Source organism: Tepidimonas fonticaldi, assembly GCF_007556755.1.
Lineage (GTDB): Bacteria > Pseudomonadota > Gammaproteobacteria > Burkholderiales > Burkholderiaceae_C > Tepidimonas > Tepidimonas fonticaldi.
The window spans coordinates 145,881-164,277 of record NZ_VJOO01000002.1; the positions used below are offsets into that span (position 1 = coordinate 145,881).

Below are 18,397 nucleotides of genomic sequence, written 5' to 3' on the forward strand. Positions count from 1 at the left end.
TGGTGCATGCCCCATTTTCTTTGGAGCATCACCATGTCCCTCGATCTCGAAACCACTGCCGCTGAAGCCGCGCCCGTACAGGGCGAACTGCTCGATGCGGAATCTTCCCCTCTGACCCTGAGCCTTCAGGATTTCGTCGGCGAGTTCGGCGACGAACTGCTCGACGCCCTCAACAGCGCGAACCCGCCGGTCTATAACGGCCAGCCGCAGGCGCACCGGCAACTCGTCGTCGCCAGCCTCAAGCGCAAGCTGTTTCCGGCCCAGGCCGAAGTCGTCCACGCCGCCGCCGAGCTGCTGATCGACCGTGGCGAACGCGCCGCGATCGTCAATGGCGAAATGGGCTGCGGCAAGACGACCGTCGGCATCGCCACGGCCGCCGTGCTCAACGCCGAAGGCTATCGCCGCACCCTGGTTCTTTCGCCGCCGCACCTTGTTTACAAGTGGCGGCGCGAGATCCAGGAGACGGTGGCAGGCGCCAAGGTGTGGGTGCTCAACGGGCCGGACACGCTCATCAAGCTCATCAAGCTGCGCGAGCAGTTGAATGTCCAGCCCACGGGCCAGGAGTTCTTCGTCTTGGGCCGGGTCAGGATGCGGATGGGGTTCCACTGGAAGCCCGTCTTCACCCAGCGGCGCACCCGTCACGGCAACGTGGCGGCGTGCCCGGACTGCGGCACGGTCATCACCGACCTCGACGGCGAGCCGGTCAATCCGGTCGCGCTCCAAGCCGAGGAATACCGCAGGAAGTGCAGCCATTGCGCCGCCCCCCTGTGGACGCTGATCCGCCCGCGCAGCCTGTCCGGCAGCGACCAGTCCTCGGCCGTGCTGAAAGCCCTCAAGCGCATCCCGACGATCGGGGAAGTCACCGCGCAGAAGCTGATGCAGAAGTTCGGCGAAGGCTTCCTCGCGTCGATGCTGGGCGACAACATCCATGAGTTCATCAACCTCATGGACGGCAACGGCGAACTGGTCTTCTCTGACCGCCAGGCGCATCGCATGGAAAGAGCGATGGCGAACATGGAGTTCGGCTTCGGCGAAGGCGGCTACCAGCCGTCCGAGTTCATCAAGCGCTACCTGCCTCAAGGCACGTTCGACCTGTGCATCGCGGACGAGGCCCACGAGTACAAGAACGGTGGCAGTGCCCAGGGCCAGGCCATGGGCGTGCTGGCGGCGAAGGCTCGCAAGACCTTGCTGCTGACAGGCACGCTGATGGGCGGCTACGGGGACGACCTGTTCTACCTGCTGTTCCGAGCCCTGCCTGGGCGGATGATCGAAGACGGCTACCGCCCGACCACGAGCGGCAGCATGACCTCGGCGGCCATGGCGTTCATGAGGGACCACGGGGTCCTCAAGGACATCTACTCCGAAAGCACCGGCACGGCGCACAAGACGGCCAGGGGCACCAAGGTATCGGTGCGCACGGTCAAGGCTCCCGGCTTCGGGCCGAAAGGGGTCTTGCGGTGCATCCTGCCGTTCACGATCTTCCTCAAGCTCAAGGACATCGGCGGCAACGTCCTGCCGCCGTATGACGAGGAGTTCCGTGAAGTCGCAATGGACACGGCGCAAGCCGCGGCCTACCGCGACCTGGCGGGTCGGCTGACCGCGGAGCTGAAACAGGCTCTGGCGCGACGCGATACGACGCTGCTGGGTGTGGTGCTCAACGTGCTGCTGGCCTGGCCGGACTGCTGCTTCCGGTCGGAAACCGTGGTGCATCCGCGCACGCGCAACACCTTGGCGTTCGTCCCGGCTCAGTTCAACGAGTTTGAGGTGACGCCGAAAGAGCGCGAGCTGATCGACATCTGCAAAGAAGAGAAGGCGCAGGGCCGCAAGGTCCTGGCCTACACGGTCTATACCGGCACGCGCGACACCACGTCGCGCTTGAAGGTGCTGCTGGAGCAGGAAGGTTTTCGGGTGGCGGTGCTGCGCGCAAGCGTGGACGCCAGCCGCCGCGAGGACTGGATCGCCGAGCAACTGGACCGTGGCATCGACGTGCTCATCACCAACCCCGAGCTGGTCAAGACGGGCTTGGACCTGTTGGACTTCCCGACGATCGTTTTCATGCAGTCGGGCTACAACGTGTACTCGCTCCAGCAGGCGGCACGCCGCTCCTGGCGCATCGGACAGAAACAGCCGGTGCGCGTGATCTACCTCGGCTACGCCGGTTCCTCGCAGATGACCTGCCTGGAGCTGATGGCCAAGAAGATCATGGTCTCGCAGTCCACCTCGGGCGACGTGCCCGAATCGGGCCTGGATGTGCTCAACCAGGACGGTGATTCCGTCGAGGTCGCGCTGGCCCGGCAACTGGTCGCCGCCTGATCCCCACGCCAACGCCGGCCTCGCGCCGCCGGCTTTCCATTGTTCCCACCTTGCAGCCACGCCCACGGTCTCCGTGGACGTGGCTGCGCATTTTTCATTCCAAGGAGATTTCCATGAACACCCATACCCAATCCACGCCCGAAAACGTGAAGGCCCGCCTGACGCTGGACGTGACCTGTTTGCTCAACGGCGAGGCCGCGTCGGAAATACTGGCACGGCTGCAACGCATGTGGGTCCGCGCCATCGGCGAGAGGTTGCTAATCGATGAGACCGCCGCGAAGGTGGATGTTTGGTCGATCGAGGTGACCGAGTTGCCCTCGGCGACTAACAGCGATGCGCTCGAAGCCGAGATCGCCGCCTTCATGCAGCAACGCATCGGGGACGGCAACCTCTGTGCAGAGGACATTCCCTTGCGCCTGGCGAGCTATGGCCTGATGGCCCCCGAGGATTTCATCGACGAAATGCGCGAGCGCATGGGCATGGAAGACGACGCCCCCACGGGCCGAGCCGTCATCCCCTCGACCGAACCTGCCGACGGCGGTGAGATCGAGATGCAAGTCGCGGTCGTCTGCATCGGTGCCTCCGGTAGCCCCAACGTGCCGGTCTTCAAGGTCAGGATCACCCAGGAGGAATACGACCTGGGTATCCACTACGACAAGGCCAGGGACCTGGCCGAAGAGGCCCGGTACGAAGGGCCGTTCATCTGCTTCGACGCCGCCGAATATGGCCCCATCCTGTCGGCCGCCCGCGAACTTGGCCTCGTTCCGCAGGTCGTCGTGGTCGATATGACCGACGGCCAGATCCACTCCATCCGCTGCGACAGCGGCGAGATCAAGGTCATCTGCTACGACACCAGCGACACTGACGAGTATTCGGCGGCGGTGGCGAACCGGCCGCTCGGCGAGAACGGGCAGTTCGTGCGCTGCTGGTCGCACACCCAACTGGCACGGGTCGATCCCGGCCTGAAGCTGGCTCGGGATTGATCGGGCGAAGCCCGATGCGTTTTCACAGGCCCCTTCGGGGGCCTTTTCCTTTGGAGGGAGGCTGCCGGGAAATCGGGCGCTGCCTGGTTCGCATTGTTTGCTGCCGCTCGTGGCCCGAGCGGCGATGGTGAGGGCTCGATGTTTCAGGACGACGCGCCATGTGCCCCTCTCCACCTTGGTTTCACCATCCCGAACGCCGTCTGCTGGCGGGTTTTCTCGGCCTGCTTTGGTCGGTGCTGGCTGGCGGCTGCGCGACGACGAGCGCGCCGGTCGCGCCCGACACCATCGAGGAAGTCTCGGCCGCACCCGTACCCGAGGCGCCCGAATACATCCCCGTTGTGCGCTACGGCCGCTACACCCTCGTGGAACTGGCACCGACAGCAGCGCAGCGCGACCTGCTGTTGCAGACCATCGACGTGTCGATGCCCGAGGATGCACGCGCTACGGTCGGCGACGGGCTACGGCATGTGCTCAAGCGCAGCGGTTACGGCTTGTGCCAGACGACGCACGCGGTGATCGAGCTGTACGCACTGCCGCTGCCGGCGGCCCACCTGCACCTCGGCCCCATGACCCTGCGGGATGCGCTGCTCACCCTGGCTGGTTCGGCCTGGGAACTGCACGCGGATGACCGCGCGCGGCAAATCTGCTTCGAGCGGCCCGGCGACAGCATGACCGCCGACAACGTACCCGCGCCGCCTGCCACCGAGGCGGTGCAGACGTTCCCGCTGGCGCCCGCGGCATCGGGAGGCCAGCCATGAACGCCCCGCAGCCCGCCCATCGTTCAACGGCCGCCGTGGTGGTGCAGAGCCTGATGTGGCTCTGGCTGATCGGCCTCAGTGTCCTCGTTGCCCTCGGCTACCAGACGATGAACGACCAGGCCGACCAGGAGCGCCTCGATTCCCGCCTGCAACGCCTCGAAGCGCAGGCAACAGGCCTGGCCGAGACCGTCGAGGCCATCCAGCAGCGTCCAGCCGTCGCCACGGCGGCAGACCTCAAAGACACCCGCCAAATCCTGGAAGCACGCGCGGCCCAGGTCGAGAAATCGCTGAGCGCCTATGCCTCCGCCGACGACCTTCAGGCACTGCGCGCCGAAGTCGAGCAAATCAAGGCGCGGCAGACCGCTGCGCGCGCCGCTGCACCCGCCCAGCCGCGCACCAGGAACAAGCCCACCGCCAAGCCCGAACCGACGCCGCTCCCGTTCCGCATCGTCGGTGCCGAACTGCGTGCCGGCGAGCGCAGCGTGTCCGTCGCGCCGAGCAATGGCGACTTCACGCCCGACCAGCTTCAGGTGCTGCTACCCGGCGATGCGGTCGGCCCGTGGCGCTTGCAGGCCGTCGAGGGCAGCACTGCGGTGTTCCAGGCCGGCGACCAGACCCGCCACGTGGCGATCCCCTGAACGGAGCACACCACATGAAGCCGTCGATCATCCTTTCCGCGCTTCTGCTGGCGTCCACCCAGTTGCCCGCGTGGGCGCAGCAATCCGCCACGGCTCCCGCCCGCAATGCGCAGAGTCAGGAACGCCCGCTGGTCGCCCGCATTCTGGACGACCGGGTGGCGAGCGACTGGGGCCTTCAACCTCAGGAGTGGGCGCGCTATCGCGAACTGATGGACGGTCCACTGGGCATCTATTCGCCCAACCTGGACCCGCTGTCGGCCCTGGGCATCGAGGCGCGTACCGAAGAGGAACGGCGACGCTACGCCGAGCTGCAGGTGCAGGTCGAAGCGCGCCGCGTGGAGAAACTGCTCGCTTATCAGCGGGCCTATGACGAGGCCTGGCAGCGCCTGAACCCCGGGATGCAGCGGGTGAACCTGCCGGACGACAAGCCGGTCGCCGGGGCCACGCGCGGCTCCGGCCGCACGGCAGTGTTCGTGAAAGATAACTGCGTGGCCTGCGGCCAGCTCGTGCAGCGCCTGCAATCCTCGGGCGCCGAATTCGACCTGTACATGGTCGGCAGCCGCCAGGACGACGCGCGCATCCGCGATTGGGCCAAGCGCGCGAACGTCGATCCGGCGCGCGTGCGCAGCGGCAGCATCACGCTCAACCACGACGGCGGCCGCTGGTTGACCTTGGGGGTACCCGGCGACCTGCCGGCGGTCGTGCGCGAGGTGAACGGCCAATGGCAGCGCCAGCCATAGCCGCCCCCCTGCGCACACTGGTGCTCGCCGCTGGCCTATGCGCCTGCGTCGCCCAAGCCCAGGAGGTTCCGCCACCGGCCTACCAGCTCGCCGCGCAGCGCGCAGGCATCCCCTCGACGGTGCTCTACGCCGTGGCCTTGCAGGAGAGTGGCATCCGCCGTAACGGACGCATCGTCCCGTGGCCGTGGTCCCTCAACGTCGCCGGCCAATCACGCCGCTATGCGACCCGCGCCGATGCCTGCGCGGGTTTGCAGCAGGCGATGCGCTCCACGCCGCACACGCGCATCGACGCGGGCCTGGGCCAGATCAACCTCGGCTACCACCAGCAGCGCTACGCCAGCGCCTGCGACCTGCTCGACCCGTACCGGAATCTCGCCATCGCTGCCGAGATCCTGCGCGAGCAACACGCCCCCGGCGAGGACTGGTTGCTGGCGATGGGCCGCTACCACCGCCCCGCGGGTGGCGAGCCCGCCGCCCGCTACCGGCGCAGCGTGTCGCGCCACCTCGCCCGGGTGCAGGGCGCACGCCCAACCGCCGCGGTTCTCGCCGCACGCAAGGAGACATCCCCATGACGACATCCCATCTGGCCTTGCGTGGCCTGCTCGTACTGCTGGCGGGTCTGCCGCTGGCCTCGCTTGCCGGCGAGCCGCTGATCGTGGTCGAAGACCGCGGCGGCGCGTCGGCGCTGCCGTACTACGAAGCCCTGAACCTCCAGCCGCGCACCAACGCACCGGCCCGGCCGCCGATCCCGACGCCCCAGGTTCCCGCCACGCCGGCGGACGAGGCCGCGATGCTGCCGGTGCGCAGCGCCAAGCTCACCCCCGGCACCGTCCCGCGGCGTGTCATCGAGGCTCCGGGTCTGCGGCCTTTCGTTGTCGTCGGCGACGACGAGGCATCTCGGGCCTGGCTGCGCAGCCAGGCAGCCGCGCTGCGCGAGCGCGGCGCGGTCGGTCTGGTGGTCAACGTCGAGACCGTGCAGGGCCTGGCGCGGCTGCGCACCCTGGTGCCCGGCGTACCCCTCGCGCCCATGTCCGGCGACGACCTGGCCGAGCGCCTGGGCCTGCGGCACTACCCGGTGCTGATCACAGCCACCGGCATCGAGCAATGAAGCCATGTCGGGGAAACAGCCGGTCGAGGTACTGCTTCGCCCAGCGGTGGAGCTATACACCGTTGCCGCATGCGCGGGCGCCGCGTTTCTGTCCCTGGTGGCCCCATGGTCGCTCGCGCTGAGCCCGTCCATGGGCGTCGGCAGCGCGCTGGCGTTCGGCGCCTACGGTGCCATCCGCTACCGCGATGCCCGCGTCATCCTGCGCTACCGGCGCAACATCCGCCGCCTGCCGCGCTACGTGATGACCAGCAAGGACGTGCCGGTCAGCCAGCAGCGGCTGTTCGTGGGGCGCGGGTTCCTGTGGGAGCAGAAGCACACCCATAGGCTCATGCAAACGTACCGGCCGGAGTTCCGCCGCTACGTCGAGCCCACACCAGCCTACCGGCTGGCGCGACGGCTGGAAGAACGGCTGGAGTACGCGCCGTTCCCGCTGTCCCGGCTGTCGAAACTCACCGGCTGGGACGTACCTTTCAACCCGGTGCGGCCGTTGCCGCCTGTGGGCGGCCTGCCGCGCCTGCACGGCATCGAACCCGAGGAGATGGACGTCAGCCTGCCGCTGGGCGAGCGCGTCGGCCACTCGCTGGTGCTGGGCACGACGCGCGTCGGCAAGACCCGGCTGGCCGAACTATTCGTGACCCAGGACATCCGGCGCGTGAACGCCGCGGGCGAGCACGAGGTGGTGATCGTCATTGACCCCAAGGGCGATGCCGATCTCCTGAAGCGGATGTACGTCGAGGCTAAGCGCGCCGGCCGCGAAGGCGAGTTCTACGTCTTCCACCTGGGATGGCCGGACATCTCCGCGCGCTACAACGCCGTGGGGCGATTCGGGCGTATATCGGAAGTCGCCACCCGCGTTGCGGGGCAGCTTTCCGGTGAAGGCAACTCGGCCGCCTTCCGAGAGTTTGCGTGGCGGTTCGTCAACATCATTGCCCGCGCCCTGGTGGAGCTGGGACAGCGGCCCGACTACATGCTGATCCAACGGCACGTCATCAACATCGACGCGCTGTTCATCGAGTACGCCCAGCATTACTTCGCCAAGACCGAGCCCAGGGCCTGGGAGGTGATCGTCCAGATCGAGGCCAAGCTCAACGAGAAGAACATCCCGCGCAACATGATCGGGCGCGAGAAGCGCGTGGTGGCGCTGGAGCAGTACCTCTCGCAGGCGCGCAACTACGACCCGGTGCTGGATGGCCTGCGCTCGGCGGTTCGCTACGACAAGACGTACTTCGACAAGATCGTCGCATCGCTGCTGCCGCTGCTGGAGAAGCTCACTAGCGGCAAGATCGCGCAGCTCCTGGCCCCGAACTACTCCGACCTGGCCGACCCGCGCCCGATCTTCGACTGGATGCAGATCATCCGTAAGAGGGCCATCGTCTATGTGGGCCTGGATGCGCTCTCCGACGCCGAGGTCGCCACCGCGGTCGGCAACTCGATGTTCAGCGATCTCGTGTCGGTCGCCGGGCATATCTACAAGCATGGGATCGACGATGGCCTGCCGGGCGCATCGGCCGGTGCGCGCGTGCCGATCAACGTCCATGCCGACGAGTTCAACGAATTGATGGGCGACGAGTTCATCCCGCTGATCAACAAGGGCGGCGGTGCCGGCCTGCAAGTCACTGCGTACACGCAGACCCTGTCGGACATCGAGGCCCGCATCGGCAACCGCGCGAAGGCAGGCCAGGTGATCGGGAATTTCAACAACCTGTTCATGCTGCGCGTGCGCGAGACCGCGACCGCCGAACTGCTGACCCGGCAATTGCCGAAGGTCGAGGTCTATACGACCACCATCGTCAGCGGCGCGACCGACAGCTCGGACATTCGCGGGGCGACGGATTTCACGTCGAACACTCAGGACCGCATCAGCATGTCCAGCGTGCCGATGATCGAGCCGTCGCACGTCGTCGGCCTGCCGAAAGGCCAGTGCTTCGCGTTGCTGCAGGGCGGCCAGCTTTGGAAAGTGCGCATGCCGCTGCCGGCGCCGGACCCGGACGAAGTGATGCCGGCAGACTTGCAGCAACTGGCCGGGTACATGCGCCAGAGCTACAGCGAAGCGACGCAGTGGTGGGAGTTCACCAGTTCCCCCGCCTTGCAGGACACGGGCCTGCCCGACGACCTGCTGGATGACGCCGCTGCGGCCGAACCTCCCGCGGTGGCCATTGCCACCGACGAGGACACCGGCAACAAGGCCTCGCCATGAAGGACGCCGCCTCGACTGCACAACGGGAGCAGAACCAGCGCCAGGGCCTGATCGTCGGCACCATCACCTTGCCGTTCCGGCTGCTCGGGGTGCTGATCGGCTCGCTGCTGTTCTCGATCGTCGTGGAGTGCGTCGGCATGCACCTGTTCTGGAAGGACCAGGGCTGGCGGCACTCGCAGCAGATGTTGCAGTACGAACTGGGGCACCTGTCCAGCCACTTCACGCGCAGCGTCGTCGTGCAGGAGCCGGGGCGCACCGCGCACGAACTGGTGGATACCGGCTACGAATGGGTATTCGTTCGCTCCGGGCTGCTGGAGCGCATGAGCCAGACCGCCGAGCGCGCCCGCGCGCCGAGCCACGGGAGGATCCAGGACGGGGGGCGCAACTTTCGCTACTACATCAGCCAGGTCTATGTCTGGACCGAGAACTACCTGATTGCCGCGGCCTTCACCACCCTCACGTTTCTGGTGCGCCTGCTGGTTCTGGTGCTCACGTTGCCGCTGATCTGCACCGCGGCGTTCGTCGGCCTGATCGACGGTCTTGTGCGGCGGGACGTGCGCCGGTTCGGCGCAGGCCGGGAATCCGGCTTCATCTACCACCGCGCGAAGGCGAGCCTGATGCCGCTGGCCGTGCTGCCGTGGGTCACGTACCTGGCCTTGCCGATCTCTGTGCATCCACTGCTGATCCTGCTGCCCAGCGCAGCCTTGCTGGGACTGGCCGTGAGCCTGACTGCGGGCAGCTTCAAAAAATACTTGTGATGACAGAGAAACCAGATCATTAGGCAACTCATTCAGTATTTCTTATTTATTGAATTTGCTGACCAAGGATTTTCTCGCGATACATATTGGCCAAATGGCGCGCCCTCATGCTCCACTGCTCTGTAATCTTTGGGAAATCTGTTGCGCCGCGCCCATCCATTCCTTGCAATGTAACGTAGCCCTGCCCATCCTGTCCGCGTACAAAAGCTATGTAGTTATATATTGAATCTCGAAATTCAGTGAGAGCATAAAAGAAGGCATCGCCAGCCGGAAGCGCACGAGATAAGTCAATGCGACCTTGGGCATATAAAAAATCATTGACACCCTTCATTCCCCATCCTACCCGATCCAACTCAATGTAAAGATTGTCCACGGCGTCATAATGCACAGATGGAATGTAACCACATGAAAAGTCCCATGTTTCGAGCCAGTCGAGAAAGTCAGACCTGAAATATGAAGGAACAATATTTTGAAGTGTGGCTATGGAATCCGCCATCTGCTGAGGCGTTAATGCGCTCCTGGCAACTTGAAATGCTGATGGGAAAATTCTCTTACAGACATCTTGTGGGATAAAACTAATATCAGAAATTTCACCCCAATAGACCACGTGAACCGGAAAAATCGATCCATCCAGCCTTTTGTGTTGAGTGCCATGGAACTGATGATGATTTATGCTGGTATGGCGATTTGCCGTTGTGAAAATCACATAACAACCAATCGGCTCAGGGAAGGAATCGGTCTTACTCAACTCAGCCGTAACGTCTGTAGAGTTTAGTTGATTAACAAATTTTGCCTGCCCAAACACTGAGTAGCCGCCAACGGCAGGAAAAATGTCAATGCCATGCTGCCTTTGCCCATTTCCGCCGTATCTTCTGAATTGCACGTCATACCTCATATTCCGCGCGACCCAGTCCCTCATGAGGTAGCAGCAAATTTCCTCAAAATCTTGATCAGTTCTAAAGGTCAGTCCTTGCATTTTTATCCTGGATCTTTGTAAGAGCGTTGATATTTTGCCACGCGGCCGGTGGAAATTCCCTTCTTGAATTCTGGCCTGACGACCACTCCCTGAGCGAACTGGACGCACGCTGCCAATCAAACCGATCAGCGCAGTTTCCTATTGTTTGCTGCCTGCAGTCACCCTGAACTCCACCATCGCACTATTCTGATCACACAGGAATGGCGCGATGTTGGCTCCGATCTGGCAGCGCGCCGCGCATCGCGGCGTGCCCATTTTTCTCGTGACGGCCCTGCTGCTGGGTCAGTCCCCGATGGCGTTGGCCGAGTCCCCCGCACAGCGCCAGGAGCTGGTCGCCGCGCTGCGCCAACTCGACGCGCTGGAGCGCACCGTCGCCGACAGCGCCGCGCGTGCCCCCATCCAGCCGGGCGAGCGCTACCACTTCGATTACCCGCGGTTGCTGGCTGACTTGGCGCGCGTGCGCGCCGGCATCCAGGCCCATCTCACACCGTCGCGTGCCCAGCCGCGCGACCCCTCCGAACTGGCCAGCGACTACCGCACCGAGCGGTCCGCTTCGCCATCGCCGACGACTACGGAAGCCAAGCCATGAACGGCGCCCAGGTCTCGGCATTTCAAGCCAACAGCGGCATCGCGCCTTCGGCGATGGCGACCGTCCTGGTCGGCGCCGTGTTCGCGGTGCTCCTCGTCTGGGGCGTCTGGGCCATCCGAACGGCCTACGTGGGGTGGTCCGAGAGCCGCCTCAACCAGCGCCAGTTCCTCGGCGTCTGCATCCGCTTCGTCGCGATGTACCTCGTCCTGAGCTTCTTCCTCCTCTCCTGACCTGAAAGGCACGACCATGCAAAACCGCATCCTCCATTCCCGCCTTGCCCAGCGCGCCGCTGTGGCACTGGGCTCCGCCGCGCTGCCCGCGCTGTCGTTCGCGCAAGGCTTGCCGCAGTTGGAAAACCCGACCCGCGGCACCGGCAACGGCATCATGGAAACGATCAGGAACTACGGCTACGACATCATCATGCTCGTAGCCCTCCTGGTCGTGGCGTCGATGTTCATCGGCGTCTGCTACCACGCCTACGGCACCTACGCGGAAATCCACACCGGCCGCAAGACCTGGGGCCAGTTTGGCCTCACCGTCGCGATCGGTGCCGTGCTGCTCGTGATCGGCATCTGGCTGCTCACCGAAGCCACCGGCATCCTGTAAGGCGAGGCCGGTATGTCCGAGCAGCAGCACGTCCGTGCGGACGGGACGGTCACGTTCCTTCCGCATCGGCTCAACCGCCACCCTGTTGTCGTGCGCGGCCTCACCGCCGACGAACTGTGGATCTGCTGCGGCCTGTCCGGCGCCGCCGGCCTGCTGGTCGGCGCGCCGCTGTCCTGGGTGTTCCGCACGATCGCCATCGCGCCGACGTTCGTCGTCCTGGGCGTGGCCCTGGGCGTCTTCATCGGCGGCGGCATCCTGCGCCGGCTCAAGCGCGGGCGCCCCGACACCTGGCTGTACCGGCAACTGCAATGGCGCATCGCCACGCGCCATCCACTGATGGCGGGATGGGTAGGCGGCCACGTGCTGATCTCGCGCTCCGGCTTCTGGTCCACCCGAAGGTCCGTTGCAAGGGGGGCACGATGAGCCGCTTCAAGAACGAGATCACCCACCTGCAGGCGCACATCAAGACGCTTCGCCTGGGTGCTGGTGCGCTGGTCATCGTCGCCCTGGTCATGGGCGGTGGCTGGTGGAGCGCGCCGCGCGACCTGACCATCCACGTCCCGCCCGACCTGCGCTCGGGCAGTACCCGCAAGTGGTGGGAAGTGCCGCCCGAATCGGTCTATGCGTTCACGTTCTACGTGTTCCAGACCCTCAACCGCTGGCCGACGAACGGCGAAGAGGACTATCCGCGCAACCTCCACACGCTCTCGCCGTACCTTACCCCGTCCTGCCAGGCCTTCCTGCGCGCGGACTACGACTACCGCCGTTCCACGGGCGAGCTGCGCCAGCGCGTGCGCGGGATTTATGAGATCCCCGGCCGCGGCTACGGCGACGACCCCACGGCGCGCGTGCGCGTGGTCTCCGACCGCGACTGGGTGGTGACGCTCGACATCACCGCCGACGAGTACTACGGCGCCGAGCAGGTCAAGCGCGCGCTCGTGCGCTACCCGGTGAAGGTCACGCGGGTGGACGTCGATCCCGCCCGCAACCCCTTCGGCCTGGCGCTGGACTGCTACGACGGCGCGCCCCAGCGCATCAGCGCACCGGAGCCGACTCGCCCGGCACCTGGCGGCCTGTCTCCGCAAGCGCCCCAAGGAGGAAACACCCCATGAAGCATCCTGTACTCGTGCTGCTGGGGCTGCTGGCCGTGGCCGCGGCACCCGTCTCCCATGCTGTGGAGATTCTGCGGTGGGAACGCATGCCGCTGGCGGTGCCGCTGAAGGTCGGCCAGGAGCGCATCGTGTTCATCGACCGGAACGTCCGCGTGGGCGTGCCCGCAGGCGTGGGCGAACGCCTGCGCGTGCAGAGCGCAGGTGGCGCGGTGTACCTGCGCGCCAGCGAGCCGATCGAGCCCACGCGGCTGCAATTGCAGGACGCCGACACGGGCGCGCTGATCCTGCTCGACATTGCGGCCGAGCCGCCCAAAGACGGCGAAGCCGAGCTGGAGCCGGTGCGCATCGTCGAGGGCAGCAGCACCCCTGCGCGCTACGGCGATCAGCCAGGCGGTGCCGATGAGGCCCCGGCACGCGCCCAGGACCAAGCAGGTACGCGGGCGACCCGGCGCGAAACCCCGGTTCCGGTCGTCCTGACGCGCTTCGCCGCGCAGAACCTCTACGCGCCGCTGCGCACTGTGGAGTCGCTGCCTGGCGTCATGCGGGTGAACCTGCGCCGTGACCTCGACCTCGGCACGCTGATGCCGACGCTGCCGGTGCGCGCGGTCGCGCTCGCGTCGTGGCGTCTGGAAGACCAGTGGGTCACGGCCGTGCGCCTGACCAACAGCAGCAGCGGCTGGGTCACGCTCGACCCGCGCGTGCTGCAAGGCGATTTCCTCACCGCCACCTTCCAGCACGAAGCGCTCGGACCGCGCGGGACGCCCGAGGACACGACCGTCCTGTACCTGGTGACGCGCGGGCACGGCCTCGCGCAATCGCTGCTGCCGGCGATCCACCGCTTCGACCCGGCCGTGCATCTGCCGCAGCGGGAAGCTGAAGCCGACGATGGCAAGGAGGCCCGCCATGCGCAGTAACGGCTTGCTCAAGTGGCTGATGATCCCGGTCGCCTTGCTGGTGCTGTTCGTTGCTATCCGGCTGTTCTCCGGTGGAAGCACGTCGGCACCGCCCGCCGCGGATGCTGGCTCCAAGCTCACGCCCGAGGAAATGAAGGCGTTGGGCATCGAAGGCGATACCCCGCGCGATACCGTGGCAACGCTCGTCGCCCAGGTGAAACAGTTGCGCACCGAGCTTCAGACCGCGCTGACCGACAACAAGTCGCAGCGCGAGGAAAACCAGCGGCTGCGCCAGCGGGAGAACTCCATTGATCAGCGCATCAATTCGGCCCTCGAATCCGAGCGCTCCAACCTGCGCCGCGACCAGGAACAGGCGGCCAGCGCGCGCCAGCAGACCGAGGGGCTGCTCGCCGACCTGCAGCGGCGCCTGGACAGCATTGGCGGGCGCGGCGGCGGTCACGCTGATCTGCCGGTGGGCCTGGGGCTGCGCGGCGGCGACGAGGCCGGCATGGAAGGCGGCATGCGCTGGGTCGAACCGGACGACGCGAAGAAGGCCGAGGGCCGCAATGGCAGTCGTGGCGCAGGCAGCGGCATGAGCTTCCCGACGAGCTTCGGCCCGGCACAAAGCACACTGGAAACCACCGCGGAAACCGTGGCGAACGCCGGCGCAGGTGCGGCAGGCGTCAAGAGCGCCAAGCCGGTCTATACCGTGCCGACCAACTCGACACTGATGGGCTCCGTGGCGATGACGGCGCTGATTGGGCGCGTGCCGATCGACGGGACGGTGAACGATCCGTACCCCTTCAAGGTGCTGGTCGGGCCGGACAATCTGACTGCCAACGGCATCGACATTCCCGACGTGGCCGGCGCGGTGTTCTCCGGAACCGCATCGGGCGACTGGACGCTCTCGTGCGTGCGCGGCCAGGTTCGCAGCATCACCTTCGTCTTCAACGACGGCACGATCCGCACGATTCCCGAAGACCGCGAAGGCAACCAGCAGAACAACCAGCAGCGCGACGGCCTGGGCTGGATCAGCGACCCGCACGGCATCCCGTGCGTCAGCGGCGAACGGCGCAGCAACGCCCAGCAGTACCTCGGGTCGCAAGCTCTGATCACCGCGGCCGGAGCCGGCGTGGCCTCGCTCATCGAGAGCGACAGCGGCCGCATGTCCTACGTCGGCTCGGACGGCGCCATCGGCACCGTGGGCATCAGCGGCAAGGAAGCAGTCGGCCAGATCCTCGCGGGCGGCGTCCGGGACATGTCGACCTGGGTCAACAAGCTCTACGGACAGGCTTTCGCCGCCGTCTATGTGCAGCCAGGCGCCAAGGTCGCCGTCCACCTCGAAAAGCCGCTGGCCATCGATCACGACCCCGAAGGCCGGCGCGTCGATCACCGTGCAGGAGAAAGCCATGCGCTCGAACTCGATTAAGGGCCTCGCGCTGGCCGCGGCCGTCGCCGTGCTCAGCGGTTGCGCCACCAGCAAGGAAGAACTGCTGACCCATAGCGACCGCACCATGATGGACATCTGGCAGCAGGAAACGGGTGGCGGCGGCAGTGGCACCGGCCAGGTCGCGCGCCGGCAGTTGCTCGACGCGCGCCAGAGCCTGCGCCGGCCGCTGACCGACGCCGATGTGCAGGCTGCGCCCGTCGAGCAGATGCGCTACACGCGCACGGCGCGCAACGAGGTTTATCGCCAGTTCCAGCGCCTGCCCAACCCCGATCTCGTCATGTATGTGTACCCGCACCTGGCGGGCACGGACCCCGTGCCGGTTCCGGGCTACACGACGGTCTTCCCCCTGTACCAGCGCGTGCAGTACGCCATGCCCGGTGAACGGCTGGAGGACTATTGATGCGCTGGGAACTTCCCTGGCCGAAGCTGGCCGCATCCGGCACCGGCGACGAAGAGAAGCCGGACGGCTGGCAGCGCCACGTCGAGGCCTTGCGCCAGGCCGGCGTCCCTGAACCCGGCGCAGCGGTCCAGGGCCGCAGGCCGGCGACGGTAGCCGACGAGCAGGCGCTGTACGACGTCGCGCCGTCGTTCGCGGAACTGCTGCCTTGGGTGGAGTTCTTGCCGCAGTCGAAGTCCATGCTGCTGGAGGATGGGCAGTCGGTCGCTGCCTTCTACGAGCTGGTGCCGCTGGGCACCGAGGGGCGGGAGCCCGGCTGGCTCGCGCATGCCCGCGATGCCTTGGAGAACGCGCTCCAGGACTCGTTCGATGAGCTGGACGAAAACCCCTGGGTACTCCAGCTCTATGCCCAGGACGAGCCCAGCTTCGACCAGTACATGCAGACCCTGCGCGACTACGTGCAGCCGCGTGCCCGCGGCACCGCTTTCACCGAGTTCTACTTGCGCTTCTTCGGCCACCACCTGCGCGCGGTCGCCAAGCCGGGCGGCCTGTTCGAGGACACGGTGGTCACGCGGCTGCGCTGGCGCGGCCAGACGCGGCGGGTGCGCATGGTGATCTATCGCCGTGCAACTGGGCAGGCAAGCCGCCGCGGCCAGACGCCCGAGCAGATGCTGAACATCGTCTGCGACCGCCTGTGCGGCGGCCTGGCGAACGCCGGCATCCAGGCACGGCGCATGGTCGCAGCCGACGTCCACGACTGGCTGCTGCGGTGGTTCAATCCGCGCCCGGCGATGCTTGGACCGAGTGCAGAGGACCGGGAGCGCTTCTACGCGCTGGCGCGCTACCCCGACAGCACCGAAGAAAGCGAGGCCGGCGAAATCGAGCTGGCGAGCGGGCGGGATTTCAGCCAGCGGCTGTTCTTCGGCCAGCCACGCTCCGACGTGGAGCACGGCACCTGGTATTTCGACGGCATGCCGCACCGCGTGCTGATCACCGACCGGCTGCGCATGCCGCCCGGCACCGGACACCTGACCGGCGAGACCCGCAAAGGGGATGCCATCAACACGCTGTTCGACCAGATGCCGGAAGACACCTTGCTGTGTCTCACGATGGTCGCCACGCCGCAGGATGTCCTGGAAGCGGATCTCAACCACCTGGCGAAGAAGGCCGTGGGCGAGACGCTGGCGTCGGAGCAGACGTTGAAGGACGTGCAGGAAGCCCGCTCCCTCATCGGCAGCGCACACAAGCTCTACCGGGGGACGCTGGCATTCTACCTGCGCGGACGCGACGAAGCGGAACTGGACCGGCGCGGCCTGGACCTGGCGAACGTGATGCTCAATGCTGGCTTGCAGCCGGTGCGCGAGGACGACGAGGTGGCGCCGCTCAACAGCTACTTGCGGTGGCTGCCATGCTGCTACAACCCCGGCCAGGATCGGCGCAAGTGGTACACCCAACTGATGTTCGCTCAGCACGCGGCGAACCTGTCGCCGGTGTGGGGCCGCGCTCAAGGTACGGGGCACCCGGGCATCACGATGTTCAACCGCGGTGGCGGGCCGATCACCTTCGACCCGCTCAGCCGCCTGGATCGGCAGATGAACGCCCATCTGTTCCTGTTCGGCCCCACCGGCTCCGGCAAGAGCGCCACGCTCAACAACCTCTTGAATCAGGTCACGGCCATCTACCGACCGCGGCTGTTCATCGTGGAGGCTGGCAACAGCTTCGGCCTGTTCAGCGACTTCGCACGCATGCTCGGGCTGACGGTAAACCGGGTCAAGCTGGCCCCAGGTTCGGGCATCAGCCTCGCGCCATTCGCAGACGCGCGTCGGCTGATCGAGACGCCCAGCGACGTGCAGACGCTCGACGCCGACGCGCTGGATGAAGACCCGCCACCAGATGCCTCGGCCATGGAGGCGGACGAGCAGCGCGACGTGCTCGGCGAACTGGAGATCACGGCGCGGCTGATGATCACGGGCGGAGAGGACAAGGAGGAAGCCCGGATGACGCGGGCTGACCGCTCGCTGATCCGTCAGTGCATCCTCGACGCCGCCGAGCACTGCGTGGCCGACAAACGCACGGTGCTTACGCGCGACGTGCGCAACGCGTTGCGCGCCCGCGGCCAGGACCCGACGCTGCCCGAAATGCGCCGCGTGCGGCTGCTGGAGATGGCGGATGCGATGGACATGTTCTGTCAAGGCACGGACGGCGAAATGTTCGACCGCGACGGCACGCCGTGGCCCGAAGCCGACATCACCTTGGTTGACCTCGCGACATACGCCCGCGAGGGCTACAACGCGCAGCTCTCCATCGCTTACATCAGCCTGATCAGCACGGTGAACAACATCGCCGAGCGCGACCAATACCTGGGACGCCCGATCATCAACGTCACCGACGAAGGCCACATCATCACGAAGAACCCGCTGCTCGCGCCCTACGTCGTGAAAATTACAAAGATGTGGAGGAAATTGGGGGCCTGGTTCTGGCTCGCGACGCAGAACATCGACGACCTGCCGCGCGCCGCGGAGCCCATGCTCAACATGATCGAGTGGTGGATCTGTCTCAGCATGCCGCCCGATGAAGTTGAGAAGATCGCGCGGTTCCGCGAACTCTCGCCCGCGCAGAAGGCGCTGATGCTTTCGGCGCGCAAGGAAGCGGGGAAATTCACCGAAGGCGTCATCCTCTCCAAGAGCATGGAAGTGCTGTTCCGCGCCGTGCCGCCGTCCCTGTACCTCGCCCTCGCGCAGACAGAACCCGAGGAGAAGGCCGAACGCTACCAGCTCATGCAGCAGTACGGCTGCACCGAACTGGAAGCGGCTTTCAAGGTGGCCGAGAAGATCGACCAGGCCCGCGGCATCGAGTCGCCGGCCCTGGAACTGTCGTAA

The 18,397-nt window shown here is 66.1% G+C and carries 19 protein-coding genes; 18 read left to right on the forward strand and 1 reads right to left on the reverse strand.

What is annotated here, in order from left to right; genetic code table 11:
* Positions 1 to 33 precede the first annotated feature (33 nt).
* The 9 genes from Tfont_RS01880 (at position 34) to Tfont_RS01920 (ending at position 9,495) form a co-directional block, all read left to right on the forward strand.
* Positions 34 to 2,313, forward strand: coding sequence for a helicase-related protein (locus Tfont_RS01880; RefSeq protein WP_021205692.1), 2,280 nt, complete (start codon positions 34 to 36; stop codon positions 2,311 to 2,313).
* Positions 2,314 to 2,426: 113 nt separating this feature from the next.
* Entirely contained in the window at positions 2,427 to 3,296 is an 870-nt protein-coding gene (locus Tfont_RS01885) for a hypothetical protein (protein WP_003821092.1), read from the forward strand.
* Positions 3,297 to 3,454: 158 nt separating this feature from the next.
* Positions 3,455 to 4,054 carry a PFGI-1 class ICE element type IV pilus protein PilL2 gene (gene pilL2 / locus Tfont_RS01890; protein WP_003821093.1) on the forward strand — a complete coding sequence of 200 codons (600 nt, stop codon included), beginning with the start codon at positions 3,455 to 3,457 and terminating at the stop codon, positions 4,052 to 4,054.
* Positions 4,051 to 4,692 (forward strand): hypothetical protein, encoded by a 642-nt coding sequence (locus Tfont_RS01895; protein ID WP_003821094.1) that lies wholly within the window; start codon positions 4,051 to 4,053, stop codon positions 4,690 to 4,692. Before pilL2 ends, Tfont_RS01895 begins: the two co-directional genes overlap by 4 nt.
* Before the next feature lie 14 nt (positions 4,693 to 4,706).
* Positions 4,707 to 5,432, forward strand: a complete 726-nt coding sequence (locus tag Tfont_RS01900) for a TIGR03759 family integrating conjugative element protein (RefSeq protein WP_003821095.1) — start codon at positions 4,707 to 4,709, stop codon at positions 5,430 to 5,432.
* On the forward strand, positions 5,414 to 6,004 hold the full coding sequence (locus Tfont_RS01905) for a transglycosylase SLT domain-containing protein (RefSeq protein ID WP_003821096.1): 591 nt from the start codon (positions 5,414 to 5,416) through the stop codon (positions 6,002 to 6,004). Before Tfont_RS01900 ends, Tfont_RS01905 begins: the two co-directional genes overlap by 19 nt.
* Complete coding sequence (locus Tfont_RS01910; RefSeq protein WP_003821097.1) at positions 6,001 to 6,540, forward strand: integrating conjugative element protein; 540 nt, start codon at positions 6,001 to 6,003, stop codon at positions 6,538 to 6,540. The genes Tfont_RS01905 and Tfont_RS01910 overlap by 4 nt, the downstream gene beginning before the upstream one ends.
* A 4-nt stretch (positions 6,541 to 6,544) precedes the next feature.
* Positions 6,545 to 8,737, forward strand: a complete 2,193-nt coding sequence (traD, locus tag Tfont_RS01915; protein ID WP_003821101.1) for a type IV conjugative transfer system coupling protein TraD — start codon at positions 6,545 to 6,547, stop codon at positions 8,735 to 8,737.
* The gene (locus Tfont_RS01920; protein WP_003821103.1) at positions 8,734 to 9,495 is read left to right on the forward strand and encodes a TIGR03747 family integrating conjugative element membrane protein; all 762 of its coding nucleotides are present in this window, start codon (positions 8,734 to 8,736) and stop codon (positions 9,493 to 9,495) included. The genes traD and Tfont_RS01920 overlap by 4 nt, the downstream gene beginning before the upstream one ends.
* Before the next feature lie 46 nt (positions 9,496 to 9,541).
* On the opposite strand, the gene Tfont_RS01925 is transcribed toward Tfont_RS01920, so the two are convergent.
* Entirely contained in the window at positions 9,542 to 10,471 is a 930-nt protein-coding gene (locus Tfont_RS01925) for a hypothetical protein (RefSeq protein ID WP_003821104.1), read from the reverse strand.
* Between the two features lie 208 nt (positions 10,472 to 10,679).
* Between Tfont_RS01925 and Tfont_RS01930 the strand changes: the two genes are divergently transcribed.
* The 9 genes from Tfont_RS01930 to Tfont_RS01970 are packed head-to-tail and all read left to right on the forward strand — an operon-like array spanning position 10,680 to position 18,397.
* The gene (locus tag Tfont_RS01930; protein WP_003821105.1) at positions 10,680 to 11,060 is read left to right on the forward strand and encodes an integrative conjugative element protein, RAQPRD family; all 381 of its coding nucleotides are present in this window, start codon (positions 10,680 to 10,682) and stop codon (positions 11,058 to 11,060) included.
* Positions 11,057 to 11,290, forward strand: a complete 234-nt coding sequence (locus Tfont_RS01935; RefSeq protein ID WP_003821106.1) for a TIGR03758 family integrating conjugative element protein — start codon at positions 11,057 to 11,059, stop codon at positions 11,288 to 11,290. The genes Tfont_RS01930 and Tfont_RS01935 overlap by 4 nt, the downstream gene beginning before the upstream one ends.
* A 16-nt stretch (positions 11,291 to 11,306) precedes the next feature.
* The gene (locus Tfont_RS01940) at positions 11,307 to 11,666 is read left to right on the forward strand and encodes a TIGR03745 family integrating conjugative element membrane protein (RefSeq protein WP_003821107.1); all 360 of its coding nucleotides are present in this window, start codon (positions 11,307 to 11,309) and stop codon (positions 11,664 to 11,666) included.
* A 12-nt stretch (positions 11,667 to 11,678) separates the two neighbouring features.
* Entirely contained in the window at positions 11,679 to 12,089 is a 411-nt protein-coding gene (locus tag Tfont_RS01945; protein WP_003821108.1) for a TIGR03750 family conjugal transfer protein, read from the forward strand.
* Entirely contained in the window at positions 12,086 to 12,778 is a 693-nt protein-coding gene (locus Tfont_RS01950) for a PFL_4703 family integrating conjugative element protein (RefSeq protein ID WP_003821110.1), read from the forward strand. Before Tfont_RS01945 ends, Tfont_RS01950 begins: the two co-directional genes overlap by 4 nt.
* The gene (locus Tfont_RS01955; RefSeq protein WP_003821112.1) at positions 12,775 to 13,692 is read left to right on the forward strand and encodes a TIGR03749 family integrating conjugative element protein; all 918 of its coding nucleotides are present in this window, start codon (positions 12,775 to 12,777) and stop codon (positions 13,690 to 13,692) included. Before Tfont_RS01950 ends, Tfont_RS01955 begins: the two co-directional genes overlap by 4 nt.
* Positions 13,682 to 15,100 carry a TIGR03752 family integrating conjugative element protein gene (locus tag Tfont_RS01960; RefSeq protein WP_003821113.1) on the forward strand — a complete coding sequence of 473 codons (1,419 nt, stop codon included), beginning with the start codon at positions 13,682 to 13,684 and terminating at the stop codon, positions 15,098 to 15,100. The genes Tfont_RS01955 and Tfont_RS01960 overlap by 11 nt, the downstream gene beginning before the upstream one ends.
* Positions 15,081 to 15,521, forward strand: coding sequence for a TIGR03751 family conjugal transfer lipoprotein (locus Tfont_RS01965; protein WP_003821115.1), 441 nt, complete (start codon positions 15,081 to 15,083; stop codon positions 15,519 to 15,521). Before Tfont_RS01960 ends, Tfont_RS01965 begins: the two co-directional genes overlap by 20 nt.
* Positions 15,521 to 18,397, forward strand: coding sequence for a conjugative transfer ATPase (locus tag Tfont_RS01970; RefSeq protein ID WP_003821116.1), 2,877 nt, complete (start codon positions 15,521 to 15,523; stop codon positions 18,395 to 18,397). The genes Tfont_RS01965 and Tfont_RS01970 overlap by 1 nt, the downstream gene beginning before the upstream one ends.

Excerpts from the sequence above, each read along its gene's own strand:
- Tfont_RS01910 (WP_003821097.1), top strand. The coding sequence starts at position 6,001 with ATGACGACATCCCATCTGGCCTTGCGTGGCCTGCTCGTACTGCTGGCG.
- Tfont_RS01935 (WP_003821106.1), top strand. The coding sequence starts at position 11,057 with ATGAACGGCGCCCAGGTCTCGGCATTTCAAGCCAACAGCGGCATCGCG.
- Tfont_RS01905 (WP_003821096.1), top strand. The coding sequence starts at position 5,414 with ATGGCAGCGCCAGCCATAGCCGCCCCCCTGCGCACACTGGTGCTCGCC.
- Tfont_RS01885 (WP_003821092.1), top strand. The coding sequence starts at position 2,427 with ATGAACACCCATACCCAATCCACGCCCGAAAACGTGAAGGCCCGCCTG.
- Tfont_RS01945 (WP_003821108.1), top strand. The coding sequence starts at position 11,679 with ATGTCCGAGCAGCAGCACGTCCGTGCGGACGGGACGGTCACGTTCCTT.
- Tfont_RS01960 (WP_003821113.1), top strand. The coding sequence starts at position 13,682 with ATGCGCAGTAACGGCTTGCTCAAGTGGCTGATGATCCCGGTCGCCTTG.
- Tfont_RS01900 (WP_003821095.1), top strand. The coding sequence starts at position 4,707 with ATGAAGCCGTCGATCATCCTTTCCGCGCTTCTGCTGGCGTCCACCCAG.
- pilL2 (WP_003821093.1), top strand. The coding sequence starts at position 3,455 with ATGTGCCCCTCTCCACCTTGGTTTCACCATCCCGAACGCCGTCTGCTG.
- Tfont_RS01955 (WP_003821112.1), top strand. The coding sequence starts at position 12,775 with ATGAAGCATCCTGTACTCGTGCTGCTGGGGCTGCTGGCCGTGGCCGCG.
- Tfont_RS01970 (WP_003821116.1), top strand. The coding sequence starts at position 15,521 with ATGCGCTGGGAACTTCCCTGGCCGAAGCTGGCCGCATCCGGCACCGGC.
- Tfont_RS01925 (WP_003821104.1), bottom strand. The coding sequence starts at position 10,471 with ATGCAAGGACTGACCTTTAGAACTGATCAAGATTTTGAGGAAATTTGC.
- Tfont_RS01920 (WP_003821103.1), top strand. The coding sequence starts at position 8,734 with ATGAAGGACGCCGCCTCGACTGCACAACGGGAGCAGAACCAGCGCCAG.
- Tfont_RS01880 (WP_021205692.1), top strand. The coding sequence starts at position 34 with ATGTCCCTCGATCTCGAAACCACTGCCGCTGAAGCCGCGCCCGTACAG.
- Tfont_RS01965 (WP_003821115.1), top strand. The coding sequence starts at position 15,081 with ATGCGCTCGAACTCGATTAAGGGCCTCGCGCTGGCCGCGGCCGTCGCC.
- Tfont_RS01895 (WP_003821094.1), top strand. The coding sequence starts at position 4,051 with ATGAACGCCCCGCAGCCCGCCCATCGTTCAACGGCCGCCGTGGTGGTG.
- Tfont_RS01950 (WP_003821110.1), top strand. The coding sequence starts at position 12,086 with ATGAGCCGCTTCAAGAACGAGATCACCCACCTGCAGGCGCACATCAAG.
- traD (WP_003821101.1), top strand. The coding sequence starts at position 6,545 with ATGTCGGGGAAACAGCCGGTCGAGGTACTGCTTCGCCCAGCGGTGGAG.
- Tfont_RS01930 (WP_003821105.1), top strand. The coding sequence starts at position 10,680 with ATGTTGGCTCCGATCTGGCAGCGCGCCGCGCATCGCGGCGTGCCCATT.
- Tfont_RS01940 (WP_003821107.1), top strand. The coding sequence starts at position 11,307 with ATGCAAAACCGCATCCTCCATTCCCGCCTTGCCCAGCGCGCCGCTGTG.